This window comes from Nostoc sp. (assembly GCF_036917775.1).
Classification (GTDB): domain Bacteria; phylum Cyanobacteriota; class Cyanobacteriia; order Cyanobacteriales; family Nostocaceae; genus Nostoc.
In genome coordinates, this window is sequence record NZ_JBALEQ010000109.1 from 58,080 (window position 1) to 83,866 (window position 25,787).

The following is a 25,787-nucleotide window of genomic DNA, read 5'->3' on the forward strand; positions in this document are numbered from 1 at the left end:
AGCCAAACAACTGCTATTGCTGTTATTACCAGGTTGCCTTTTGAACTCAAAAAGGTAAATGTGGATAATTTAAGGAGTTTGATTTCCAAAAAATCAACGATAAAAGGGGTCAGGTAAGGTTAAGTAAGAAAGTTTAAGGACAGTAATATTTGCTGAACCAGACCAGAACTGGATTTCAGCCATTAGAATATTATTTGTGAAAAAATCTGGAAAGTTAAAAGTTCAGACTGGATATCAATATATAAATAGTTGTGATTCATCCATGAACAATGGACTTTGAAACAGCATTAAAAATATTAGATGCAGCAGTTGTTACTCAGACAAAAAGACACCTGAAGGATATTGAAGTAACCATACTGCGTAGCTCTTGGCAAGGTAAGAAGTATGACGAAATTGCCCAAACTCATGGCTACACTACCGAATACCTACAGCATGATGTTGGCCCTAAGTTATGGCAGATGCTATCAGCAGCATTTGGTGAAAAGGTCGGTAAAAAGAATTTTCAAGCAGCACTAGAACGATGGCGCATTTCCTGGACTGCTGCTTCATCAAAAGGGTTAGAGCCAATTTTACAATCTCAAAAGCTGATGTCATCTTCACAGCTAACAATGGAGAAAATGACATTGAACAACTCAGTTTCTGAGGAAAATAGCGAGGCATTACTAAGCGTATACACAAACGAGCAACCCCTACAGAATGCAGAAACAGAATTACCTGTAGGTCAAGTCCCTCTCGCTTCTAGTTTTTATGTTGAACGCCCTCCAATTGAAGATCGCTGTTATCAAGAGATTTTGCAGCCAGGTTCCCTAATTCGGATCAAAGCACCTAGACAAATGGGCAAAACCTCGCTCATGGCTAGGATTCTCAATGAAGCCAGACAACATGGTTGTCAAACAGTTTCTATAAGCTTCCATCTAGCAGATAAAGCAGTTTTCGCCAGCTTGGATACATTTTTGCGCTGGTTCTGTGAAAGTGTTGGTAGGAAACTGAAGCAGCTTCATCAGTTAGATGATTATTGGAGTATTTATGGCAGTAAGGATAAAACTACTGCGTACTTTGAAGAGTGTTTGTTAGAAGAAATCGATAGCCCATTAGTAATTAGCTTAGATGGTGTCGATCGCATTTTTCCCTATCGTGACACAGCCGAAGACTTTTTTAACCTGTTACGAGCTTGGTATGAGTATGCTAAGTATGGCGATCGCAGTAGCGAACTCTGGAAAAAACTCCGGCTAGTTTTGGTACATTCTAAAGAAGTTTATATTCCGCTAAATATCAATCAATCTCCCTTTAATGTGGGGTTGAGCATTGAATTACAAGAGTTTACTCCAGAACAAGTCCAAATTTTAGTTGCACGTCATCAAGGGCTAAATTGGACTGATACACAGGTCAAAAAACTGATGGATATGGTAGGAGGACATCCCTATTTAATCCGGCTAGCTCTTTATCATGTTCAACATCAGTACATCTCTCTTGAGCAGTTGTTACAAACAGCCCCAACTGAAGCGGCAATTTACCAGGATCATCTGCGAGGACATTTGTGTAATCTTGAACACGATCCAAAGTTAGTGACAGCTTTTAGCCAAGTTGTGAAGAGTTTAGTACCGATAGAGTTAGACTCAGAATCAGCGTTTAAATTACACAGCATGGGTCTAGTTGTATATTGTAATGACAATAAGGTGATACCACGCTGCGATTTGTACCGCCAATATTTTCAAAATCGCCTGGCTTAGTATAGTTTTGCGAATTATTGTAGAGACGGCGATTTATCGCGTCTTTGTGATCTAGAATTTTCATCAAAAAACCTTAACCGAACCGTATTGGGATGTATCCGACGAGCAAAGCAGAAAACTCGCCTTACAAATATCAAATCGGAGGGAGTCTGCAAATTGATGCTCCGTGCTACGTGCAGCGACAAGCCGACAAAGATTTTTATGATGCACTCAAGGCTGGAGAATTTTGTTATGTCTTCAACTCGCGGCAGATGGGTAAGTCTAGTCTGCGAGTGCAAACCATGCGTAAACTGCAAGCAGATGATATTGCTTGTGGTGTGATCGATATTACAGCGATTGGAAGTCAAGATATTACCCCATCTGAGTGGTATTTGGGTGTGTTACGAAGGTTAGCACGTAGCTTTATTCCCAAATTCAAAGTATTGAGTTGGTGGAGCGATCGCTCTGGATTATCACCAGTGCAACGCTTGAGTGAGTTTATTGAGTCGGTGCTACTGGCAGAAGTCTCTGAAAATATCGTAATTTTTGTAGACGAAATTGATAGCATTCTCAAATTAAACTTCAAGGATGATTTTTTAGCTTTGATTCGAGCTTGCTATAACAAACGAGCCGACAATCAAGCTTATCAGCGTCTTACTTTTGCACTGCTAGGGGTAACTACTCCCTACGATTTGATTCAAGACAAACACCGAACACCTTTTAATATTGGTCGAGCAATTGAACTAAGCGGCTTCCAATGGCATGAAGCTCAACCATTAGCTGAGGGATTAGTAGGTATTATCAATCCTCAGATTGTGTTGCAAGAGATTTTAGCTTGGAGTGGCGGTCAACCTTTTTTAACTCAGAAGCTTTGTCAGTTAGTTATTACATCTTTCTCTGTCATTCCAGCAAATGGGGAAGCAGAGTATATTGAGAAACTTATACGTTCTCAAGTGATTGAAAACTGGGAATCCCAAGATGAACCGGAGCATCTGAGGACGATTCGCGATCGCATTTTGAAAAGCGAACGGCATACTAAAAAATTACTGCGACTCTATCAGCAAATTTTGCAAACGGGCCAAATCACAGCAAATAACAGTCTTGAGCAAATGGAATTGCGTCTATCAGGATTGGTAGTTAAGCAACAGGGTTACTTAAAAGTTTATAACCCCATTTATGCTGCTGTTTTTAATCAAAATTGGGTTGATAAAGCTTTATTTGACTCACAATCACTAGCAACACGGCAAAAATTGCCTAGCCAGCGATCTTTTCAAGCTGTGCTGATGTTAGCTGTGGTTGTTACAGCCTCGATCATGGGAGCGCGGCATCTTGGACTATTACAACCTTTGGAGCTAAAGGCTTTTGACCAACTGCTGCGGCTGCGTCCTAGCGAACAACCAGATCGCCGCCTTTTAGTAGTTGCGATCGCGGAAGATGATTTTAAGCTTCCTGAACAGCAAGACAGAAAAGGGTCGCTTTCAGATCGCGCACTGGCTCTAATTGTGCAGAAACTCGAAAAGTTCAAACCACGAGCTATTGGCTTAGATATTTATCGTGATTTCCCTGTAGAAGCTAAGGAAGCATCTTTAGCTAATTGGATGCGACGTAGCGATCGCTTTATTGCTATTTGCAAAGTCAGCGAACCGACAATTAATGAACCAGGAGTTTCACCCCCTCCCGAAATTCCTAGAGAACGTCAAGGCTTTAGCGATTTTGTTCAAGACACAGATGGTATTCTCCGCCGCCATTTGATCGCTATGCAACCAAGCGATTCATCCCCTTGTACTACGCCATACTCCTTCAGCGCTCAATTGGCATTTCGTTATCTACAAACAGAAGGCATTGATATCAAGTACACCAAAAAAAAAGATTTACAAATTGGTAAAATTGTGTTTAGGCGGTTGCGAGTGCATATTGGTGGCTATCAAAAAATGGATGACTGGGGCTATCAAATATTGCTAAATTACCGTTCCTCTGGCTCTCCCTTAAAGGCTGTGGAGCAAATTACCTTAAAAGAGTTGCTCAGAGGTGCGATCGATCCCAATATTGTGAAGAATCGAATTGTACTTATTGGTATTACGAACCAAAGCGCCGGTGATTATTTTTCTACCCCTTACACTACCGAGCATAAGCAGGAAATACCAGGAGTTATGGTTCATGCTCAAATGGTGAGTCAAATTCTCAGTGCAGTTTTAGATGGGCGAACCCTGTTGTGGGTTTGGCCCGTTTGGGGTGAGAGTTTGTGGGTCTTTTTCTGGTCTGTTTTGGGAGGAATATTGGCATGGCGGATTCGTCATTCCTGGATTTTAGGAATAGCCGGAGTTGCTGTAATTGGTGCTATATCCGCAATTAGCTTTTTTATACTGCTGAAAGGTATTTGGATACCGCTAATTCCGGCTGCGATCGCTCTGGTCGTTACAGGCAGTATTGTAGTAATTTACAGCCTTTCTCAAGGCAGTAACAGCAATAAATCTATTTAGCCAGTAAAGGTTTGCGAAAATACCTTTTATGCTTTTGAAGATATAAATAGCCTTTATTATATTTATCCTAGCCATTTCAAGGATGTAAAAACATTGAGTTAGTGGTGATATGAGCTTAGGTCTTCGACAACTTAAACTTGCCTTTGCGATCGCTTTGGTATCGTTCTGGTTCACGCCAGTGCAAGCACAGCCAATCAAATCTGAAGTTCTCCCATCGTTGATTTTTAACGCACCTCCTCCCCCAGATGACATTAACGCACCAGGTAATCGCGTTGGAGGAGGTAAGCGCGGCTGCGAAAACATGGACAAGCAGTTTAGTACATCCAAAGGAAAGCTACTAACAGCGTTAGTTCCGGTTTATCCGTTTCCAAATGCAGAATTAGTCTTTGGATTAACAACTAATTCTCATCCAACTTTCTGGTTTTACGTTCCTGATCTAACCGCAGTTTCCACAGAGTTCGTCCTACAGAATGAAGCGGGGCAGACTGTATATCAAAGCCCTGTTTCGCTGTCTGGGCTACCAGGAATTATTAGCCTCTCTCTGCCATCAACGGCTTCCTCGTTAGAAATTGGCAAGCGTTATCATTGGTACTTCAATATTTACTGTCATCAACAACAACCACCTGTTTTTGTTGATGGTTGGATTCAAAGGGTCGAACCTAACGCTCTTCTAAAAAGTCAGTTAGATAAAGCAACACCAAACCAGCGCATCGCTCTTTATGCCACAAATGGTATTTGGTACGAGTCCCTGACTGCTTCAGCCGAACTTCACCGTCTAGACCCAAAAAGTGCTGATTGGGCTAAGATATTGCAAACTGTTGGTCTAACTGACATTGTTGCAGAACCAATAGTAGACTGCTGCCAATAGCTATAACCGAATGGCACGCTTGTTAATCGCAAAGCCCTGATATAAATTGCTTTTTGAGTGTGGGGAGTGTGGGGAGTGTGGGGGGTAAGACTTCTTCCCCGTCCTCCCACACCTCCCACACCTCCCACACCCTGCCCTGACGAGGTTTCAGCTTTTCTTAGTGCCATTCAGCTATAACCAATTGCCCACTAGGACGTAAGGTGCCCAAAATATGGGATGTTGATACTTAGGGTTCTTTAATAAAGCTAATTGAGCTTGACGGAGTGCTTCGGCTTTAGTCAGCTGTTTGCTAATTAATTCTCCGTAGAACTGACTCATCAGTTCTGCTGTGGATTTATCATCCACATTCCACAAAGAAGCAAGGGTGCTGCGTGCCCCTGCCCGTACAGCTATCCCAGCAAGTCCTAAAGTCGCCCGCTTATCCCCAGCAGCAGTTTGGCAGGCGCTAAGAACCAGTAATTCGATCGCACCAGCTTTTTCGCTATCTCGAATCCGAAGTAGGCTATCTAACTGATTGACGTTGATCCGACCATCCCAGGTGAGAATAAACGTCTCCTCTGCTTTGGAACTAAACTGGCCGTGAGTTGCAAGGTGGACTACAGAGAAAAAAACAGAATTGATTTCTTTTTGGAAAGTTTTACTAGTAAATTCTTGATTGAGAAGCACTGTAGTCGGGACTTCAGACTTAATTTGATTCAACTCAAGCGCTACATTGCTAAGAGCAGAAAAGCCCTGACGAGCTTCAGTTATTCCGGCAGTCAAAACTTTTATTTGTTGTTGTGACAAAGACTTTGGGGCTAATAATTGTAACCCTGGAGTCAAAGCGATCGCATATTTCTCGATCAGATATTGTTGACCGTCGTACAGAGCAGCCATTGGAATATTTCGCAAGGAACCATCCAAGACAAATACCAAAGTTTTGATTTGGGATTTGACTAAGTTTTGCTGTGCTGGTTGCAGCAGCCAATTATATACCTGCCTGGATAATGACTGAGTTTCTTGCAGTGTGTAAGGTTTGATCAGTTTTTGTCGCAATTGTTCTAAAGTTTTTTCCACTTCCATTGCAGTGATAGCGGTTTTGTAATGGCGCAACGGTTGTTGAGGTAACTTGAGAATAACTTCTAGTTTGTCTGCCAAAATAATTGGATAGATAACTGCTGCCGTCGGATCTTTTTGATCGATAACAGAGTCAATTTGGATTGGTTTTCCTTCCAAGCAAGCAACCCGAAAGAAGTTGTCAAGTTCAGCTAGTTGTAGAGATTCAATAACGGCGCGAGCTTGGATTAGGTTCTTTTGGGAGTTTCCTTCTGATTCCAACAGCAAATTGACCAACTGCCGATAGATTGGCTCTACTTCATCTCGAAAAGAAAACTGTACCTCTGGATTAATCGCAACTAAATCGTTGCGAAGGGACTGAAGGATTTTAACTGATTCGGTGTAAGCTGCGATCGCCCCCTTAATATCTCCCTGTGCTTTCAGTAAGCGTCCTAGCTGCCATTGCCAGCGATAGGTAATATCTGGCACATTGATCGCTTGGGATAGAATTAGGGCTTGCTGGGTGAGTTCTTGGGCGCTACTAATTTGTTGGGTCTGTTCGTATAATCCTCCCAAATTTCCCAGTGCATAAGCAACTGAGCGCTGGTCTTGTAAATCTTTGGCTTGTTGAACTGCTATAGCCAAAAGCTGGGCAATTTCTTTCACTTCGTGCCCGTTTACGCCTTTAGCTCTTAATTTCATGAGACTTTGAGCAAAGTTAATTCGAGCATAAATCGTCTTGCGACTGGAAGGCAAATTGGGGATTTGAAGTTGAATCTGAGACACCAACCCTTGAGCAGCAGTTAATTGATTGTCATCCAACAGTAAGTGAAGTTGATTCAAATCAGCTTGGATGCGTGTAGTTAAAGAGGTAGAGGTAGCGGCAGCCTGTTGATAGTAATTTAGAGCGGCTGGAATATCGTGCTGGGCTGTGGCGGTGTTGCCTAAACTGAGCCAAGTTTCACTGATTGTTTGAGGAGATTGCTCTGGCATTCGCATTGCCACCTCTAAACTCTGCTGCAAAATTTGTCGAGATTGTTCTAAATTGCCAACTATTTGCAATACATTGCCAAAACTACGCAATCCCGTAGCTTTGAGAGTTGAGTCTGGTTCATTTTGCAAGTTTTGGTTAATCTCAGTTAATATTTTCTGGGCTTGACGATAATGCCCCAAAGTTTGCAATGCTTGGGCAGAGTTAATCTGGCTGCGGATTAAGTTAGTCTTGTCTTCTATCTGTGCATAAATTGCAGCTGTCTGTTGCCAGGTATTTAAAGCTGATTCAGCTTTTCCTTGTGCTAACTGTAGCCGACCTTGAATATCTAAAGCTTGGGCTAAAATTTGCGTGAGGGAGGCTGGCTCGGTAAAAGTGTTTATATTTTGTCCAGTCTGTAATAGATTAAGACTTTGTGCGTGAAGCGAAGCGATCGCATTGCGAATCGCTTGACTGGCTTTAGACCACTCTCCTAATTGTTGATAAGCCAAGGAGAGATTGCTCAAACTCATGGCTTCCCTGAGTTCATCCTTTTGAGCTTTGAAAGCGATATATGCTTGTTGAAAGACTAAAGATGCTTCATAAAAACGTTCTGTTTCATATAAATTTTTGCCCTGTTGAAATAACTCTTCGGCATTAGTTACACCTTGAACGAAGAGGCAGGGAGAAGAGAGTAGAGAGCAGAGGGGAATGACTTCTGACTCCTGCTGTGAACCGAAGCGGAACATGGATTTAAGTCCCCCACTTAATAGAAGTGGTTTTTGTGGCTGTGGGGTCGAATCCCTATCTGAACTATCTCCCTTGCTCCCTGCCCTCTGCTCCCTTGCCTCTTTTTCAATAAGAGAGTTTTGGGCAGCTATAAAAGCGAAAGTAGGCGGTAATATACTAGTGGTTAAAAACACAACCAAGAGTAAGACTAGAATTCCCGAACGATTCACTTTTCTGTGTAAATACTTCAACAGACGGCGGATTCTCCAGAAACAGAAACCATTATTTCTTTTCACATTCTTGCCCTCAATGCCCTTTGCGTCTTTGCAAAAGATATCTGGTCTTACGCTGGCAATCTATTTACTAGTCATTCATGATAAGCAAGTGGGCGTAGATAATTGCCTATTGCTCATTCCCTATTCCCCATTTCCTATTCCCTATTCCCCATTCCCCATTCCCCATTCCCAACAATAATTATTTCCGCCAACCAATTTAGTCTTGTTGCCACAAATTGCATGATTCTGGAGTCAACCCAGAATTATTGGATGTGACAGTGGGTGCAGAAGCTATGAGCAGCACCTCGCCATTTTTACCTATTACCCACCCTTGAGCTTCGATTATAGGAGCGGGGAGAGGAGGAGATGCGATCGCATTTCTTCCTGTCCGAGAGCGACTTATTTTCGGGTCAAGAGTAACTAAATTTACCTCAATTGCATCACCCTTAAGTATCTCATTGGGATTGTCTGGCAAGCCGCCGCGTCCTGTGGTAACAAAACTACTAGTCTGCTCACCTCTGGGAGTACAGCCTTGAGCAATTTGTTGTGAGGCATCAACTAAATTTGTTGGCAGTTGGGCTAATCCCCGACTAGGGTCAACATCAGATGTAGTAATTTTTACATTTCCACTGAACTCACGACTTACCCCTGTAGCGGTAATATCACTCGTTTGCTCGGATGGCAAATCTCGCAGTTGAGTCCCAAAAATACTTTGGGCATTAATTCTGACATTTCCTCCACGGAAGTTAGTAGAATTAGCGCTGATGTCACTATTTTGATCGGCAACTAGAAAATCAGTGTCAATGTTGATATTACCACCGATGACATTTTCTCCAGTGGCGTTAGTTCTGATGTTACTATTGCTACTCATCGCCAAAATTTTTGAGTTAATACTAATTGTCGCCTGCTCTAAGTTGGGTTCCACTTGAACGTTGCGTGTATTAGCGCTGAGTAAGGCGTTGTTGTTTAAGCGGATAAAGTTTGCATTTACTGTCATGTTGCCTGCGGTTCCTGTTCCAGAACTCTGCACGCTGACCCTAGCACCATCTCGCACTAGCAACGTATTAGTTGTAATAGTCAAATCTCCTGCATCCCCTGTTGAGTTTGGCTGTGCTGAAGTAAACAAGCCACTACCAAACCGATTATCTGCGCTTCTACCAATCAGCTGCACGTCAAAAGCATCAACGGTTAAATTTCCCCCTTTACCCGCACCAAATGTACTCGTAATGACCTGTGCCCCTCCTTGAATGAGCAATTTCCCTGTGCTAATTGTCATGTCTCCTGCATCTCCGGTTGAGCCTGGGTTTGCTTGAGTAAGCAAGAAGCTAGTACCAGTCAGTTGTAAAATATCTGCTTTTATAGTCAAATTCCCACCCTTGCCTGTCAGAAGTGTACCAGCGCTAACTGATGTCCCATCTTCTAAACGTAGGTTGTTAGTGTTAATTGTTATATCACCTGCTTTTCCTGGGCCAAGTGTTGAAGCGCTAATCCGTCCCCCTTTCTGCATTAATAACTCATGAGTATTAATTGTCAGGTCGCCTGCATCACCTGTTGAGTCTTGGGCAGCGCTAGTAAACAAACCAGTGTTACCAACAATTTGTATAGAATCAGTGGCATTCACTGTCAAGCTTCCTGCCTTACCCTCACCGAAAGTTGCAGTCGTAATTTCAGCTCCCCTTTCCAACACTCGTAAATGTTGAGTATTAATTGTCAAATTCCCCGCATCACCTGTTGCTCCTGACTGAACTGTAGTTATTAAATCGCTACTAATGACTTGTACAGAATTTTGAGCATTAATAGTTAAATCTCCACCTCTGCCCGCACTTAATGTACCAACAGCAACTTGCACTCCATCCTCCATAAGGAAGTCACGGGCGTTGACGATTAGATTCCCCCCCTTTCCCTTTGCTTGTTCGCGTACATTATTGAAGACAAAGCTCCTTTGCCTTGCAACTTTTATTTCTCCTGTAGCATTGAGCGTAATATCTCCTGCCACAGAGCTAACTGAGCCTAAACCTTTTGCAATACCGGCACTTAAGAAACTTCCTCCCAAAATCTCTATATTTCGGGCATTGGCTGTAATACTACCACCACCTCCACTTTCTACACTTACACCAGCACCATTAGTTAAAGATATATCTGCTCGCGTTACGTTATCAGGAAAGCCCAAACTTAAATTGTCGCCATCGACTTGAAGCCCTACAGTTCCACTGGCGGACAATCCTCCCAACTCGACTCTGCCACCATAAGCATTTAGTTGACCGCCATTCATGCTGATATTCCTGCCTACTAGCAGCAAACTTTTACCATCTGGAACACGTAGACCAAACGAATTTTCACCTGCTGGAGTTAGTCCGGCTGGCGAGGTTGAGTTATTTTGAATGGATGCAGCAATTTGATTGAAGAGTAAAGCGGAAGGATTGACTGTCAGCAAAGGCGAGGGTGGTTCTGGATTGTCAGCGCTCAAAATACCTTGAGTTCCAAATTGTATGGCTTTGGCAGTAGTGGCAACAAAGGAACCACGTATATCTAAACGCGCATTTTGCCCAAAAATAATTCCATTCGGATTGAGTAAAAACAGATTGGCTGTACCGTTGGCTTGAATCAATCCATTAATGTTAGAGATAGACGAACCTGTGACTCGACTGATTATGTTCTGAATATCTGTAGCATTGTTGAAGATCGCTGTACCTCCAGTTTGGACAGAAAATTGATCAAAGCTGTGGAACAAATTTTTACCCCGCGTTGCTCCGCCCGAAATTACATTAACGGCGGAATCGGGAGTTTGGGGTGTAACTATAGAACTTTCAGATCCTAAAGTGGCATCGGGTACGAGCTGGGCTACCGTGGATTCACAACAAGCGATCGCTCCACCTATCATTAACCCACTTACCAAGTACGATGTCCACCTGCAACTGCGATCGCTTGTAAGCATCTGAGAATTTACCTGTTGAACGAAATTCTGCCGCGCAGTCCTGGTAACTAGAAGTGGCGGCTAAATGAATGAGACTTTCCCCATCTTTGTGAGTTTGAAAGTTTTGATTTTTTATTAGAAGAAAAATAGACGAAACCCATAGACACGGAGCGGCTACTCTACGAGTTCTCCAACGGAGTCCCGCAACATAGCACAGAAAGAAGTCTAAAAATTTGGTACAGCCTCACAAAAAAATGGTATTACCTATTGAAAATGTTGAGGAGGGGGTAAAGGCAAAATATTGAAACTAAGTACAGCATTTTATTAATTCGTAGCGAATTAGATTTGGCAATCTAGTGCAATGCCAATGCGTCAGCTTGCATTGTTAATGCGTTGGCTTGCATTGTTAATACGTTGGCTTGCATTGTTAATGTGTCGGCTTACATTGTTAATGCGTTGGCTTGCATTGGTAATGTGTTGGCTTGCATTAGTAATGCGTCAGCTTACATTAAAAACGCTACATTTTGACGCAAAACTTTACTAAGCGGGATTTTGCTGAAGTTGAGAGCATAAACAATCTTAAACCCCCACAGCATTTGGATAGGCATTTTTCAGTTTCCTTGTGGGCTAGGTAAAGGGTAAAGGATGTATTTAAAACTTCCCCTTTAACCGAACCGTATTGTCTTATGCCCCTACTTGATAATCCAATACGGTTCAAAGCGCTACTTATACAAAATCATGGGTTTTGAGACGCGATAAATCGCCGTCTCTACAAGTTGTATTGTCTGAGTAATCCATAAACTAAAATCCTAATTTCTCCAACACTGGCTTAGTGGAAACAACGTGCCGTTCTAAACCCAGTTCTTTTGGACTAACCCCAAGTGCTAAAGCAATCAACTGAGGTAAATGCAATACTGGTAAACCTAACTTTTGCTCAATTACCTTTTCCACCTCTGGCTGACGCGAGTCTAAATTTAAGTGGCACAGTGGGCAAGGTGTAACTATACAGTCAGCACCAGATGTCAAAGCGTCCTGAATATGCGTCCCCGCCATCTTGAAAGATTGGGTAGTGGCATAACTAGCAAGAGGCCAACCACAACATTGTGTCCGGCCTCGGTAATAAATTGGTGTTGCACCTACAGCCCGAAACATATTTTCCATCGCTTCTGGTTGGAACGGGTCGTCATCAGGCATGGATTTTTGGGCGCGGAGGAGATAACAGCCATAAAAAGCCGCGCATTTTAATCCACTTAACTTTCGGGTGACACGTTTGGTAATTTCGTCTAAACCGTAATCTGTCACCAAAGCGTAGAGAAGATGTTTAACGTCAGTACTGCCACGATAAGGCGAACAGCCTTCTTTATGCAGCAAGCCATTCACCTGTTCAATGTATGTAGGATCAGTTGTCTTACATTCTTTCAGGTGTTCGTTCACATGACCAATAACACCTTGACAAGTACTGCAATGGGTAAGTAAGGGCAAATTTAATTCTTCTGCTAGGGCGATATTTCTAGCGTTGACTGTATCTTCTAACAGTTGAGAATCTTCTTTAAATGTGCCCGAACCACAGCAAGCAGCTTTTTTAAGTTCAACCAATTCAATACCTAGTGCTTTAGTAAGGGCTTGAGTTGACTGGTAAAGTTCCCGACAGGCCCCTTGAGCAACACAACCAGGGAAATAAGCGTACTTGAGTTTGAGTGTCTGAGATAGCATAGAGGTATATTTGGGTTAGAGCGATCGCTTTAAACAATAACTGTTTTATTACTTCCTTGTTAGCACCAAAATTATGATGTTTGACCTTCAGCGATTCTTTAACCATCTAGGTTCAAAGCTGGAGTGTCTACATATTCTGATTGCTAGCAAGGCTGTAAATACCGATCGAGACATTGTAAAAAAATTTAGCAATAATTGACAATCAAAGCATTTACACGGTATCGACGATGGCGTAGTCCGCTCCCATAAACAACTGTTCCCAGAAAATTTACCCGATTCTTTTGAGGAACAGGAGAGTTTTTCTAATAGAAAAACCCTTGGTAGTATACGGGCGATCGCGCTTGACGATAAGATGTATATGCTCAAAACAATGTCTTCTCTAAAGAGTAGATCCTAGCAACTGGTTAAGGACTTTTATTATTTATGAGTCAAACGGAACTTTTTGAAAAGGTCAAGAAAATCGTCATCGAACAACTTAGCGTTGAAGATGAGAAGAAAATCACCCCACAAGCTAAGTTTATGGAAGATTTAGGAGCTGATTCCCTAGATACTGTTGAACTCGTGATGGCTTTGGAAGAAGAATTTGATATCGAAATTCCCGACGAAGCTGCCGAGCAGATTGTATCGGTTCAAGACGCAGTAGATTATATCAATAACAAAGTTGCTGCATCAGCTTAAAAAAAGTTTTGAGTCTCTGTTCGCCCTTGGAGTCTCCGATTGAGAGAAGTTCAGATGGCTTTGTCTCGCTCCCTCTGGGCGTTTATGGCAAAAACCACTGCTTTGACTTTTAACTGAGTGCTGAACAGTTAAAAGTCTAAGAGTTAGAGTTTTCGGAGGCAAAAGTTCGGAGTTTTCTCCATCTTTGGGTGCTTCCAAAACTCAGAACTCAGGACGGGCTAAACCCTAGCTAGCCGCTAACATAACTCAGCACTGTTTAATGCCTGCTGCTTTTTCGCCACCTTTAACTGAATCATGACAGATCATACACGTAAACGCGTTGTTGTAACTGGTGTTGGCGCGATTACACCGATAGGTAACACAGCAACAGAATATTGGGATGGATTATTGAGTGGACGTAATGGCATTGACTACATCACATTTTTTGATGCGTCTAGCCATGATTGCCGCATTGCTGGTGAGGTAAAAAACTTCGATCCACATGATTACTTGGAGCGCAAAGATGCCAAGCGCATGGATCGATTTGCCCAATTTGGGGTTTCAGCAGCAAAACAAGCTATAGCTAACGCGCAGTTAGTTATTAATGAACTGAATGCAGAACAGGTAGGTGTCATGATCGGTTCTGGCGTTGGCGGCATTAAGGTATTAGAAGACCAGCAAACGATCTACCTCAACCGTGGGCCCGATCGCTGTAGTCCATTCATGATACCGATGATGATCGCTAATATGGCAGCAGGATTGACGGCAATTCACACGGGTGCTAAAGGCCCTAATTCCTGTCCTGTAACTGCCTGCGCTGCTGGATCTAATGCTGTAGGCGATGCGTTCCGCTTAATTCAAGGGGGATATGCCAAAGCGATGATTTGCGGCGGAACAGAGGCAGCTGTGACACCATTATCAATGGCTGGGTTTGCTGCCTGCAAAGCCCTTTCTTTTCGCAATGACGATCCGGCTCATGCTTGCCGCCCCTTTGACCGCGATCGCAACGGATTTATATTAGGTGAAGGTTCAGGAATTTTAATTCTCGAAGAACTGCAACACGCCCTAAGTCGCGGCGCTCACATTTATGCCGAAATGATCGGCTATGGTATGACCTGTGACGCATACCATATCACTTCCCCCGTCCCTGGCGGATTAGGTGCAGCAAGAGCCATAGAACTGGCGCTCAAAGATGCTAGTATAACTCCCGAACAAATTAGCTACATTAATGCCCACGGCACTAGTACCCCGGCGAATGATTCAACTGAAACCTCAGCCATCAAAAAAGCCTTGGGAGAACACGCCTATAAGGTGGCAATTAGCTCGACCAAATCGATGACAGGTCATTTATTAGGCGGTTCTGGAGGTATTGAAGCTGTGGCAACAGTACTGGCGATCGCTAATGACCAAATTCCACCAACAATCAATCTAGAAAATCCCGATCCAGAATGTGACTTAGATTACGTGCCTAACTACAGCCGCGCTCAAAAAGTCGAGGTGGCAATATCCAATTCTTTTGGATTTGGTGGTCATAATGTCACACTGGCCTTTAAGAAATACGTTTAAAAGAGTCAGGGGAGCAGGGAGCAGGGAGATGAGGAGATGAGATACAGGAATTAATAACCAATGCCCCATTCCCCATTCCCCATTCCCCATTCCCCATTCCCCATGCCCAAAGTATCAGAAATATCATTCCGATATAACTTAAGCGTTCAGCATGACCCAATTATCAGCTTGATTTATCACCATAAACTCAGGAGATCCCGCTTGTCCATCGACAAGCGGGAGTGGGATGATGAGGATACTGTGGGGAATCTAAAATAACCCCAGCAAAAGAAGCTACGAAGAGTGCTAACCCGTCGTTAAAAACAAGAGATTATGACTGTTGCAACCCAATCCGCCAAAGAATTGTCCGTCGAAGAACTGGCTATTAACTCGATCCGCTTCTTGGCTATTGATGCCGTAGAAAAGGCAAAATCGGGACACCCAGGACTACCAATGGGCGCGGCTCCGATGGCTTTTGTCCTCTGGGATCGCTTTTTGAAGTTTAATCCCAAAAATCCCAAGTGGTTTAACCGCGATCGCTTTGTCTTGTCTGCCGGTCATGGCTCAATGTTGCAGTACGCCCTACTGTACCTGACAGGCTACGATAGCGTCACCATTGAAGATATCAAGCAATTCCGTCAATGGGAATCCAAAACCCCTGGACACCCCGAAAACTTCATGACCCCAGGCGTGGAAGTCACAACTGGGCCCTTGGGTCAAGGAATTGCCAATGGAGTTGGTTTAGCGATCGCCGAAGCGCACCTTGCCGCTAAATTTAACAAACCTGATACCAAGATTGTTGACCATTACACCTACGTAATTTTAGGTGACGGTTGCAACATGGAAGGTATTTCTGGTGAAGCTGCTTCTTTCGCAGGACACTTGGGATTAGGCAAACTCATCGCTTTGTACGACGACAACCACATTTCCATCGACGGTTCCACAGATGTAGCATTCACCGAAGATGTTTCCAAGCGGTTTGAAGCTTACGGTTGGCACGTTCTCCACGTTGAAGACGGCAATACCGATTTAGCAGCGATCGCCAAAGCAATTGAAGAAGCTAAAGCTGTCACCGATAAACCATCAATGATTAAGGTGACAACCACCATCGGTTACGGTTCCCCCAACAAACAAAACACTGCCGGTATTCACGGTGCTGCTTTGGGTGGAGACGAAATAGCCTTGACTCGGAAAAATCTGGGTTGGGAATATGAGCCTTTTGATGTTCCACAAGAAGCCCTCAACCACACACGCAAAGCAGTTGAACGCGGCGCAGGTTACGAAGAAGAATGGAACAAAACATTTGCCGACTACAAAGCTAAGTATGCCCAAGAAGCGGCTGAGTTTGAACGCTACCTAAGCGGCAAGCTACCAGACGGTTGGGATAAGGTACTACCCACCTATACCCCAGAAGACAAAGGATTGCCTACCCGCAAACATTCAGAAACCTGCCTCAACAAACTAGCGACAGTTTTACCTGAATTGATTGGTGGTTCGGCTGACTTAACCCACTCCAACTTGACCGAAATCAAGGGTAAGGGCGACTTCCAAAAAGGTCACTACGAAAACCCCAACATCCACTTTGGTGTGCGGGAACACGCGATGGGCGCAATCTGTAATGGTATCGCGCTGCACACTTCAGGCTTAATCCCCTACGGTGCTACCTTCTTAATCTTCACAGATTATATGCGTGCTGCCATCCGCTTATCCGCCCTTTCTCAAGCTGGCGCGATTTGGGTGATGACTCACGATTCCATTGGACAAGGTGAAGATGGCCCTACACACCAACCCATTGAAACTCTGGCTTCCTTGAGAGCCATTCCTAATTTATTAGTGTTTCGTCCCGCAGACGGTAACGAAACCTCTGGCGCTTATAAAGTAGCGATCGAGAAAGCGAAGCAAAACGCTCCATCTCTATTGGCATTCACTCGTCAAAACGTCCCCAACTTGGCAGGTACATCAATTGAAGGCGTAGCGAAGGGTGGATACACCGTAGTAGATAGCGAAGGTACACCTGAAATCATCTTGATTGCTACTGGTTCAGAATTGAGCCTCGCCGTCGGTGCAGCCGAAAAACTCAAGGCTGAAGGTAAGAAAGTCCGTGTTGTCTCGCTACCTTCATGGGAACTCTTTGAAGCACAGGATGCAGCTTATAAAGAGTCTGTTCTACCAAAAGCTGTCACCAAGCGTTTGTCTGTAGAAGCTGGTAGCAGTTTCGGTTGGCACAAATACGTGGGTACTGAAGGCGATTGCGTTAGTATCGATCGCTTTGGTGCTTCAGCTCCAGGTAATGTTTGTCTAGAGAAGTTTGGCTTTAGCGTTGATAATGTGTTAGCTAAGGCTAAACAATTGTTGGGTTAATAGCAACAGAATATTCTCAATATTCTCAATATTCTCAAAATTTTGTGAGGTGGGCATATTGCCCGCCTTTTTTTTACGCAGAAGAAGATTGTTTATAGATATGTGTGCTTTAATGGTGGGCGGCTTTTGTTCGTTCATGAATTTTCATCACACACAACGATCACCAATGCTCCTCACACACAAAGAAAAAATTTTAAAATTTAGCTTGCTTCTACCCAGCTTCTTCAGCTTGTTCCTGTTTGGCTCCACTGTCAAAGCTGCTGCGATCGCTAATTGGCATTTTGATAGCAATCGTAATCATCTGGATTTTACGACAGACGAGAATATTCAACCCAAAGTACAATTACTTACCAATCCAACCCGTCTGGTAATTGATTTACCTGGAGTTAAACTAGGATATCCACAGACTAGTCAAAGAGTGGGGTTAGTAATTAAAGACATTAGCATCGGGCAGTTTAATACAGATACTACCCGTATGGTCGTTACCTTAGCACCCAATTACACTTTCGACTTAGCACAGGTGAAGCTGCAAGAGGAATCTCTCAATCATTGGTCTGTGCAGTTACCCAAGCCGATACAATTGACTGCAACCCAGCCAAACATTTTAGAAATAACTCCGACTCAATCGAGTATTTCTCCAACAGTAAGTGATAATAGCACTCTGTTTGCTGGCGTAATTCCTATGCACTCACCGATGAAAGCGCTGGAACCGCAGATTAAAGCCTTGATGAATCGTTACAGTTTCCTGAAAACAGGAATGTTTTTCCTAGATTTGGATACTGGGGATTATTTGGATGTTGGGGGCGATCGCGTTTTCCCCGCAGCTAGTACGATTAAATTGCCAATTCTCATTGCCTTTTTCCAAGATTTAGATGCGGGTAAAGTCACCCTTCAGGAAAACCTGACTATGCGACGTGACTTAGTAACCAATGGTTCTGGAACTATGCAGTATGAGCGAGTTGGCAAGAAGTATACAGCTTTGGAAACCATCACTAAGATGATTACCATTAGTGATAATACCGCCACCAATATGATTATCGATCGCTTAGGTGGAGCTACAAAACTAAATCAGCGCTTCCGTAACTGGGGACTGAAAGACACAGTAATTCGTCATCTTTTGGCTGATTTGAGAGGAACCAACACCACAAGTTCTCAAGATATGGCGCGAGTGCTGGCTTTAGTTGTGAATAACAAGCTAGTTTCTCCACAAAGTCGGGAGCAAGCTTTGGATATTCTGCGTCACACTACAATTCACACACTGCTTCCCGCAGGTTTAGGAAAAGGTGCAGTCATAGCCAACAAAACCGGAGATATCGGGTTTCTCATTGGTGATGCCGGATTTGTGACTATGCCAAATGGTAAACGTTATTTAGCGGCTATCTTCGTCACACGTCCCTATAAGGACACTAGAGGGAGAGACTTTATCCGTCAAGTTTCCCAACTAGTTTACGATTATCTGAATCAGACTAATCCACTCGCTGCGGTTGGTTCATCTAACAGTGCTACGAGATAGAAGACGCAACTGTTACTTTGAGTGAACGTAGGGGCGCAAGGTCTTACGCCCCTACTACTTTCCTGCTATACCCCGATTAATCGCTGGGGTTTATCCATTGCTGCTACTCAAAATAAAAAACCCCACCTGATGGCGGGGAAAAATAAAGTTCTAAATTATCAATGGATAGTCAACAGTCTAGAAGGTGAAAGTTGTTCTGAGTGTACCGATAATTGCATCATCGTTAGCGCTGCTCTGACCAGGAGAGGTCAACCAAATTACACCAGGGGTAACAGAGATATTATCCGATACGCGATACTTGTAGAAGCCTTCAAAGTGATATGGTATGTCATTGTTGCCACCAAAACCTGGACGGTTAAAGGAATAGGGTTCTGCGCCTGCAAAAATACCTAAAACGTTACCCTTTTTGCCGAAATCAGGTAAGGCTACACCTAAACCATAGCTCCAAGCTTCATAATCATCATTTGCACCGAAGCCACTGACATCGTGGTAAGAGACGAAGCCACTAACTGATAGTTTGTCGCTGGGTCTAAATGCAGCTGACACACCGTAGGAGTTGCTGGAACCTGCACCTAGTAGAGTGTTAGCTTGTCCAGTACCTACTGGAACAATATTCCCGTCTGTCGTCGAACCGGAGTCGAACAAGAAACCACCAGCGCTATATCCGTGGACATAAGTGGCAGCTAAAGCCAAGCGATCGCCAACACTAAAGTTCAACTGTCCTAAAGCAGCATAATCGCCGTTGGTCAGACCGGAACTAAGAGCAGGATCATTAGCTTGCGATGCCAAGTAACCAGCAGTGATTGAGCTATTTCCCAAAAGACCCTGACCTTTACCAAGAGGTAAATTGAGCGCTATACCTGCACCGCCACCAATCCGATAAATGGGACTTTCAGAAGCAAAGGTGGATAAAGCGCCGTTACCGCCATCAGTGTTGTCGAAAAAGTAAGGATTGTTGACAGCAGCATAATGGCTGTGTCGTCCGCCACTGGCTGCCAAGTATACATTGGCTGGGCCTACAGGAACTTCATAGGTCAATCGGTCTATCCGCACAGCATTGTTACCAGTGCTACCGATTTCAAATGTTTGTGTGCCTTCAAAAGTATTGATCGCACCACCAGCGTTATCAAATTGTGTGAAAGCTGTTGCATTCCCTGCTGCGAGACGGGTATGTAAAATGTCTCTACCAGTGAAGCTGGTTTGCAAGTCCAAACGTACCCGATCTTGGAAGACTGTATTGTTGTTGTCACCAGTGTTACCACCAAACACATCAGTAACGGCAAAAATGGCTTCACCGACTAGTTTTGTAGTGGTGGAGAACTGATTGGCTTCCAATTCAGCAGTCCGCGCTTCTAGGGAATCTACGCGACCGCGTAGGGTTGCCAATTCTGCGGAAAATTCTTCTTGTAAACGCTGTAGGGTAGCTAAATCTTGTTTTGTCACCAAGTCAGCTGTTGCTGTGGCAATCAACTCATTAACGCGATCCAAACAGGCGTTCAAACCAGCAGCAAATTCATAACGGGTCAAAGCACGATTACCACGGTAAGTGGCATTCGGATAACCTGCAATACAACCATAGCGTTCAACCAAGGACTGCAATGCTTGGAATGCCCAGTCAGTGGGTTGTACGTCGGAAAATTGCGAAACCGATGTTACTTGAGACTGAGAGTTATTTTGGTTGCCTTCGTTGCTGTAACGATTAACTTGATCTATCGTTGTTTGAGCCAACAATTCTGGCTGTTGGGCAACTTCAGCTACACCTGCTTGTTTTGCTGGTGCTACTTCAGTGGTTGTGTTTGGAGCTGCAATTGCCGTTGTCGAAACTAACAACGTTGCCCCCAAAACTGCTGGGCTAACCACTAAGGATTTCCATAATAGATTAGACATTTTTTCTTTACTCCTCACACCTTGTTTAGATAATTGGTTTCGTTCCACCTAATTCTCGAAAATGCGACATCTCATCGAAACCTATGGATGAGGCATAATTGCCACTACTACAATTTTAGTTTTTGCAAAGCTAATAAACGATTAACTTGGAGTTAAAAACTGATGTGATTAACTTATGCAAAAACATATCTTTATATCATAACATTATAAAACATCTGATCTAGATGGCAAGATTGGAGCGATCGGCTTAATAACTGTCACACATAGCTGTCTATATATATAAGCAGGGAGTAAAGTTTAGGGCATTTAGTTCCTACTTGGCTAAATTGCTGCAAGTCTTCTATACTTAGCATCTTGCAGATAAAAACTACTTCTTACACTTAGCGTGTAGAAATTGCACACCAGTTGAAATCCACTGGCGCGGCTATAACAAACGTAGCAAAGCCTTTCAGGAGCGTAGTTGCCTGGTATTTTTGGAATAAAAACAATAATCAGGAATCAAGTTTTTTGAAATCCGCGCACTGTCAAGAAAAACGCATACCCTTGCTCTTAATCAAGCTACAGGTTAGTTTTACTCTCATGAGTACAGATAGGCGTGTTTTGTCTTTGTTGCTGTTACTTTACAGTCGCCTGGTGCAAGATATCAGAAGAAATCACTTATTTAATTTGGGAAATCGTCTGCGCTACATCAAAGTCTGCCTGTGTTAGTCCGCCTGCATCATGGCTTGTAAGTGTAATCTTCACTTTGTTGTAGGAAATCTCTATGTCTGGATGATGTCCTGCTGACTCAGCTGGTTCCACCAGTTTATTAACGAACTCAATTGCTTGGATAAAATCCTTGAATGTGCGAGTAATATACAACTTAGATTCTTCGACAGTCCAACCTGACAAAACCTTTGCCTGCTCTTGAATTTCCGTTTTCGTGAGTAGTTGTGTCATGTCAACAAATTCCTACTTATATATTTGTTACATCTTGCATTTGACAGAAATATAACCACTTCATTTTCCACATATACAAGGATGGGAAGATCAGCTAATGCCTAATGCGTGTGTATATATTTAAATCAGGCTAAGTAAATAAATGCTGTAGCTCACATTTGGTCATACACCAAAGTTGGATGCAAGATATTTTTATTTTTAAGAGAACTTAAACGCATTGGCTTTATCCATCGCCTGTATTGCTATCTAAGTTTTAAAAAGTCACCCATAAAAAACTATCCGCTCTGATTTTGATCGGATGATCTAAATCAGAGCGGTCTAGCGGGTCTTCAGGTTGCAACCAGACTGCCGGAAGGAACTCCGAGCTTGCCTAGCTACTTGAGCTAACTTAGTATCTCAAAGATAACCAAGGCTAACTTTTAGAGAACAGCCCCGGCACACAGCCGGCTAACTGCAACCTGATGACCCACGCATTTACTACTTTCTATCATGGGCATCACCTCCTTATTGCCTAAGCGGTCTTAGTTTTAAAAGGGCAGAGTATTTACTCTGGGTTTATAACCTTCACCTAACATAACACATAAATTTAGAGAAATTAACTATATATAAAAAAATCTCCCGCCTTTTGGTGGGAGATGACTGGAGAATGGGGAATATTGACACTTTATTAGCTTATGCCAAGGAGATTATTTAATCTGGCTGATGTCAATTTTTGCCAACCACAACTCTAATTTAAGTCATGGTCAAATTTGAATTCTTAGAGAGCGTTACCGCGAGGTAGAACTTCTTCAGGGAATACAAATTGTTCGTGGGGTTGATCTTGAGGAGCCATCCAAGCGCGGATACCCTCGTTCAGCAAAATGTTTTTGGTATAGAAGGTTTCAAACTCAGGGTCTTCCGCCGCCCGTAATTCTTGGGAGACGAAATCATAAGCTCGTAGGTTGAGTGCTAAACCGACGATGCCGACGGCACTCATCCACAAACCTGTGACTGGCACGAACAACATAAAAAAGTGCAACCAGCGTTTGTTTGAGAAAGCAATCCCGAAAATCTGTGACCAGAAACGGTTTGCTGTCACCATTGAATAGGTTTCTTCTGACTGGGTGGGATTGAAGGCGCGGAAGGTGTTAGCTCCATCTCCGTCTTCAAACAAGGTGTTTTCTACTGTTGCACCGTGAATAGCACACAGTAGCGCACCACCCAATACACCAGCAACACCCATCATGTGGAAGGGGTTGAGTGTCCAGTTGTGGAAGCCTTGCAAGAATAGCAGGAACCGGAAAATTGCCGCTACGCCAAAGCTGGGTGCAAAGAACCAGCTTGATTGTCCCAAGGGGTACATCAGGAATACGCTGACGAATACTGCAATGGGAGCTGAGAAGGCGAGGGCGTTATAAGGACGGATTCCTACTAGACGCGCAATTTCAAATTGCCGTAACATGAAGCCAATCAAACCGAAGGCTCCGTGTAGGGCAACGAATGGCCACAAGCCACCCAGTTGGAACCAACGGGTGAGGTCGCCTTGAGCTTCTGGTCCCCATAACAGCAATAGGGAATGTCCCATGCTGTCGGCGGGGGTGGATACTGCCACTGTTAGGAAGTTAGCACCTTCTAGGTAGGAGGAGGCTAATCCGTGGGTGTACCAAGAGGTGACGAAGGTGGTGCCGGTCAGCCAACCGCCTAGTGCTAGGAAGGCGCAGGGGAACAACAGTATCCCTGACCAACCTACGAATACGAAGCGATCGCGCTTGAGCCAGTCGTCTAGAACGTCAAACCACCCTCTACTGGGCGCACGTCCAACTGCGATGGTCATTAGAGCAAATCTCCAAATGTTTATAAGTACAGGTTGTATCTGTATTATAGATGGCTAAATAAAAGCCTTCCATAAGCAGAAAGTTAACCGGGTTGTTAACCAAGTTTACAATTTTTTACACACCTTTAATCATATTAGGTGTAAATCGCTAATTTTTCTAGGGGTTTTGTAATAAAAATTAATTTTTTACCCAGACGAGGTAGATAAAGCAGGGCAACAAGAGAGGAAAGAGGTAATTTGAATTCTCCCCCTTGCTCCCTGCGCCCTGCCCCTCTGCCTCTTCCAATGCCCATTTCCCTAGAATCACTCAGCTGACGCTAAAATGAGTCCACAGTTAAATTTGATTATTGCTAAATGTTTACCATCGATTTAAGCATCAGAAACACTGCTTTCCCTATTTCGGTACAACGTAAGTCAGCAGAGGATGCTGAGGCTGTCTATCAGCTTATTTTGGCAGCAATCCGTTCTGGGAATCCTGACATTGTGGAACTCAAGTGTGAGGGCAAGACAGAGAAAAAAATTGCTGTCCGCGCTAGTGAAATTTCTGGGGTGCAGATTGTTCAGAAAGATGGTACAACCCCTGGTGGTGGAAGACCACCTGGATTTTTCGCTGTAGCTGCTGAGTAACCAAGGTTGACAAATGGCTCAAGTGGGCATTGAGGTCAAGGATTTAAATTTCAGTTGGCCAAATGGAGAGAAAGTTATCAAATCTTGCTCTTTAGAAGTACCCAAGGGTGAGTTTTGGATGCTCTTGGGTACAAATGGCAGTGGAAAATCAACGTTACTTAGACTGCTGGCGGGGTTATTGGCTCCTGAATCTGGCGAAATTAGGGTTTTACACCCCGTTGGCTTTGTCTTCCAAAATCCAGATCATCAACTGGTGATGCCAACTGTTGGTGCGGATGTGGCTTTTGGATTGGTGGAAGAAAAGTTGCCACCTGCTGCCACTAGAGCCAGGGTTGAGGAGGCGTTAGGAGCGGTGAATTTGCTTACTTTGCAACGACGACCTATTTATGCACTCTCTGGGGGACAGAAACAACGAGTGGCGATCGCAGGTGCGATCGCCCGTCGCTGTGAAGTCTTATTATTAGATGAACCCACTGCCTTACTAGATCCAGATAGCCAGTTAGATTTAGTTGCTAGTGTCCGTCGTCTTGTCAAAAGTCGAGGGATAACAGCTTTGTGGGTAACACATCGATTAGATGAGTTAAATTACTGTGACGGCGCTTTTTTGCTAGAAAAAGGCTCTCTGGTAGATAAAGGTGAAGCCCAACGCCTCAAACAACGTCTGATGGAGGTACACAGCGAAGCCTCTTAATTGAGTAATGAGTGCTGAGTGCTGAGTGCTGAGTGAATAAGTACAATGAGTTGTACTTAGCACTCCTGAATACTACTAAAAAAGAACTGTAACGCGCCTTTATTTAAAAGGCGCGTTTTAAGTTGGTGCGTCTATTTGAGGCTTGGGTTTTGTGAGGTAGCCGTATTTTTTATTCTGTGTAGCATAGTGTTACAGACAATCCATCAATTATTATAAAACTTATGAATGAATTTTGTTAACTCTAGAAAATTGTGATTAAAAACCATGCCCCGTTCCTTACTCCAAGCCGTTTTGTTAGTGGACGGCTACAATATAATAGGTGCTTGGCCTTGCCTTAAAAAAACGCGTGATAGCGTTGGATTAGAGGCCGCACGGGGCGAACTTGTGGAAGCAATGACTGGTTATAGTGCGTTTCAAGGTTATACAACTCAGATAGTTTTTGATGCCCAATATCAGAATTCTTCTAGCAATAAAGAAATAATTACTGAGCTTTTATCAGTTTATTACACTGATTTTGGGCAGACAGCAGATACTTATATTGAAAAATCCTGTGCTTCTTTTCGTCACCAAATAGCCCAATCTTTAATTTCTCGTGTGATTGTTGCTACATCAGATCGGGCGCAGCAGTTGATGATACAGGGGTATGGGGCTGAATGGTTGTCGGCGCAACAACTTTGTGGGGAAGTGGAAGCCACTGTCTGCCGGATGCGACAAAAGTATCATACGCGGAAACAATCTAAAAGTAGGTTTTTAGCTAATGCTATTGATGCTAAAGCACGGCAGCGTCTGGCTGAATTACGAATGGGATTACAGTAGATTATCTAGTATTTAAGAGTCTCTGCTTAAGTTACTGAATGGATTTTGGCTTCAAAAAATTATCTAAATTAAGTTTCTAAAAAAAATATTGGCGAAAGTACTTGCCAAATCTTATTTTTAGCCCTAAGATTATAAATCGTGAGTGGTCCTCAGTAGCTCAGTGGTAGAGCGATCGACTGTTAATCGATTGGTCGCTGGTTCGAATCCGGCCTGGGGAGTTTATCAATTTTGGATTTTAAATTTTG

Annotated in this window: 16 protein-coding genes and 1 tRNA gene; 11 read left to right on the plus strand and 6 right to left on the minus strand. The window is 43.5% G+C overall.

The window, feature by feature from the left end:
• Positions 1-269: 269 nt before the first annotated feature.
• The 3 genes from V7K69_RS22130 to V7K69_RS22140 all read left to right on the plus strand — a co-directional run bounded on the left by V7K69_RS22130 (position 270) and on the right by V7K69_RS22140 (position 5,057).
• On the plus strand, positions 270-1,730 hold the full coding sequence (locus tag V7K69_RS22130; protein ID WP_335038262.1) for an AAA-like domain-containing protein: 1,461 nt from the start codon (positions 270-272) through the stop codon (positions 1,728-1,730).
• 92 nt (positions 1,731-1,822) lie between these two features.
• Positions 1,823-4,189, plus strand: coding sequence for a CHASE2 domain-containing protein (locus V7K69_RS22135; protein WP_335038264.1), 2,367 nt, complete (start codon positions 1,823-1,825; stop codon positions 4,187-4,189).
• 109 nt (positions 4,190-4,298) lie between these two features.
• The gene (locus tag V7K69_RS22140) at positions 4,299-5,057 is read left to right on the plus strand and encodes a DUF928 domain-containing protein (RefSeq protein ID WP_335038266.1); all 759 of its coding nucleotides are present in this window, start codon (positions 4,299-4,301) and stop codon (positions 5,055-5,057) included.
• A gap of 171 nt (positions 5,058-5,228) precedes the next feature.
• Here V7K69_RS22140 and V7K69_RS22145 read toward each other — a convergent pair whose 3' ends face one another.
• From V7K69_RS22145 to V7K69_RS22155, 3 genes are all read right to left on the minus strand, one after another.
• Positions 5,229-8,087 (minus strand): CHAT domain-containing protein, encoded by a 2,859-nt coding sequence (locus V7K69_RS22145; RefSeq protein ID WP_335038269.1) that lies wholly within the window; start codon positions 8,085-8,087, stop codon positions 5,229-5,231.
• A 196-nt stretch (positions 8,088-8,283) separates the two neighbouring features.
• Positions 8,284-11,001: an S-layer family protein gene (locus V7K69_RS22150; RefSeq protein ID WP_335038272.1), complete on the minus strand. Its 2,718-nt coding sequence runs from the start codon at positions 10,999-11,001 to the stop codon at positions 8,284-8,286.
• 780 nt (positions 11,002-11,781) lie between these two features.
• Positions 11,782-12,693, minus strand: coding sequence for a CoB--CoM heterodisulfide reductase iron-sulfur subunit B family protein (locus V7K69_RS22155; RefSeq protein ID WP_335038274.1), 912 nt, complete (start codon positions 12,691-12,693; stop codon positions 11,782-11,784).
• A gap of 423 nt (positions 12,694-13,116) precedes the next feature.
• On the opposite strand from V7K69_RS22155, the gene acpP reads away from it, so the two are divergent.
• The 4 genes from acpP to V7K69_RS22175 all read left to right on the plus strand — a co-directional run bounded on the left by acpP (position 13,117) and on the right by V7K69_RS22175 (position 18,769).
• The gene (gene acpP, locus V7K69_RS22160) at positions 13,117-13,371 is read left to right on the plus strand and encodes an acyl carrier protein (RefSeq protein ID WP_335038276.1); all 255 of its coding nucleotides are present in this window, start codon (positions 13,117-13,119) and stop codon (positions 13,369-13,371) included.
• Between the two features lie 294 nt (positions 13,372-13,665).
• Entirely contained in the window at positions 13,666-14,916 is a 1,251-nt protein-coding gene (gene fabF / locus V7K69_RS22165; RefSeq protein WP_114085683.1) for a beta-ketoacyl-ACP synthase II, read from the plus strand.
• Positions 14,917-15,228: 312 nt separating this feature from the next.
• Complete coding sequence (gene tkt, locus V7K69_RS22170; RefSeq protein ID WP_335038279.1) at positions 15,229-17,256, plus strand: transketolase; 2,028 nt, start codon at positions 15,229-15,231, stop codon at positions 17,254-17,256.
• A gap of 166 nt (positions 17,257-17,422) precedes the next feature.
• A complete protein-coding gene (locus V7K69_RS22175; protein WP_335038281.1) occupies positions 17,423-18,769 on the plus strand; it encodes a serine hydrolase in 1,347 nt (448 codons plus the stop codon).
• Between the two features lie 177 nt (positions 18,770-18,946).
• Here the strand turns inward: V7K69_RS22175 and V7K69_RS22180 are convergent, their stop codons facing one another.
• The 3 genes from V7K69_RS22180 to psbD all read right to left on the minus strand — a co-directional run bounded on the left by V7K69_RS22180 (position 18,947) and on the right by psbD (position 23,408).
• Positions 18,947-20,656, minus strand: a complete 1,710-nt coding sequence (locus V7K69_RS22180; RefSeq protein WP_335038283.1) for an iron uptake porin — start codon at positions 20,654-20,656, stop codon at positions 18,947-18,949.
• 657 nt (positions 20,657-21,313) lie between these two features.
• Positions 21,314-21,595 carry a 4a-hydroxytetrahydrobiopterin dehydratase gene (locus tag V7K69_RS22185; protein WP_335038285.1) on the minus strand — a complete coding sequence of 94 codons (282 nt, stop codon included), beginning with the start codon at positions 21,593-21,595 and terminating at the stop codon, positions 21,314-21,316.
• A 757-nt stretch (positions 21,596-22,352) separates the two neighbouring features.
• Positions 22,353-23,408 (minus strand): photosystem II D2 protein (photosystem q(a) protein), encoded by a 1,056-nt coding sequence (gene psbD, locus V7K69_RS22190; RefSeq protein ID WP_012409998.1) that lies wholly within the window; start codon positions 23,406-23,408, stop codon positions 22,353-22,355.
• A 354-nt stretch (positions 23,409-23,762) separates the two neighbouring features.
• Here psbD and V7K69_RS22195 point away from each other — a divergent pair, with 354 nt between their 5' ends.
• From V7K69_RS22195 to V7K69_RS22210, 4 genes are all read left to right on the plus strand, one after another.
• On the plus strand, positions 23,763-24,035 hold the full coding sequence (locus tag V7K69_RS22195; RefSeq protein ID WP_012410874.1) for a hypothetical protein: 273 nt from the start codon (positions 23,763-23,765) through the stop codon (positions 24,033-24,035).
• Positions 24,036-24,048: 13 nt separating this feature from the next.
• Positions 24,049-24,726, plus strand: a complete 678-nt coding sequence (locus V7K69_RS22200) for an ABC transporter ATP-binding protein (RefSeq protein ID WP_114082780.1) — start codon at positions 24,049-24,051, stop codon at positions 24,724-24,726.
• 264 nt (positions 24,727-24,990) lie between these two features.
• On the plus strand, positions 24,991-25,542 hold the full coding sequence (locus V7K69_RS22205; RefSeq protein WP_114082779.1) for an NYN domain-containing protein: 552 nt from the start codon (positions 24,991-24,993) through the stop codon (positions 25,540-25,542).
• A 146-nt stretch (positions 25,543-25,688) separates the two neighbouring features.
• A tRNA-Asn gene (locus V7K69_RS22210) sits at positions 25,689-25,760 on the plus strand.
• Positions 25,761-25,787 lie beyond the last annotated feature (27 nt).

Excerpts from the sequence above, each read along its gene's own strand:
- V7K69_RS22155 (WP_335038274.1), bottom strand. The coding sequence starts at position 12,693 with ATGCTATCTCAGACACTCAAACTCAAGTACGCTTATTTCCCTGGTTGT.
- psbD (WP_012409998.1), bottom strand. The coding sequence starts at position 23,408 with ATGACCATCGCAGTTGGACGTGCGCCCAGTAGAGGGTGGTTTGACGTT.
- V7K69_RS22135 (WP_335038264.1), top strand. The coding sequence starts at position 1,823 with ATGTATCCGACGAGCAAAGCAGAAAACTCGCCTTACAAATATCAAATC.
- fabF (WP_114085683.1), top strand. The coding sequence starts at position 13,666 with ATGACAGATCATACACGTAAACGCGTTGTTGTAACTGGTGTTGGCGCG.
- V7K69_RS22130 (WP_335038262.1), top strand. The coding sequence starts at position 270 with ATGGACTTTGAAACAGCATTAAAAATATTAGATGCAGCAGTTGTTACT.
- V7K69_RS22175 (WP_335038281.1), top strand. The coding sequence starts at position 17,423 with ATGCTCCTCACACACAAAGAAAAAATTTTAAAATTTAGCTTGCTTCTA.
- V7K69_RS22140 (WP_335038266.1), top strand. The coding sequence starts at position 4,299 with ATGAGCTTAGGTCTTCGACAACTTAAACTTGCCTTTGCGATCGCTTTG.
- tkt (WP_335038279.1), top strand. The coding sequence starts at position 15,229 with ATGACTGTTGCAACCCAATCCGCCAAAGAATTGTCCGTCGAAGAACTG.
- V7K69_RS22150 (WP_335038272.1), bottom strand. The coding sequence starts at position 11,001 with ATGCTTACAAGCGATCGCAGTTGCAGGTGGACATCGTACTTGGTAAGT.
- V7K69_RS22200 (WP_114082780.1), top strand. The coding sequence starts at position 24,049 with ATGGCTCAAGTGGGCATTGAGGTCAAGGATTTAAATTTCAGTTGGCCA.
- V7K69_RS22195 (WP_012410874.1), top strand. The coding sequence starts at position 23,763 with ATGTTTACCATCGATTTAAGCATCAGAAACACTGCTTTCCCTATTTCG.
- V7K69_RS22180 (WP_335038283.1), bottom strand. The coding sequence starts at position 20,656 with ATGTCTAATCTATTATGGAAATCCTTAGTGGTTAGCCCAGCAGTTTTG.
- acpP (WP_335038276.1), top strand. The coding sequence starts at position 13,117 with ATGAGTCAAACGGAACTTTTTGAAAAGGTCAAGAAAATCGTCATCGAA.
- V7K69_RS22185 (WP_335038285.1), bottom strand. The coding sequence starts at position 21,595 with ATGACACAACTACTCACGAAAACGGAAATTCAAGAGCAGGCAAAGGTT.
- V7K69_RS22205 (WP_114082779.1), top strand. The coding sequence starts at position 24,991 with ATGCCCCGTTCCTTACTCCAAGCCGTTTTGTTAGTGGACGGCTACAAT.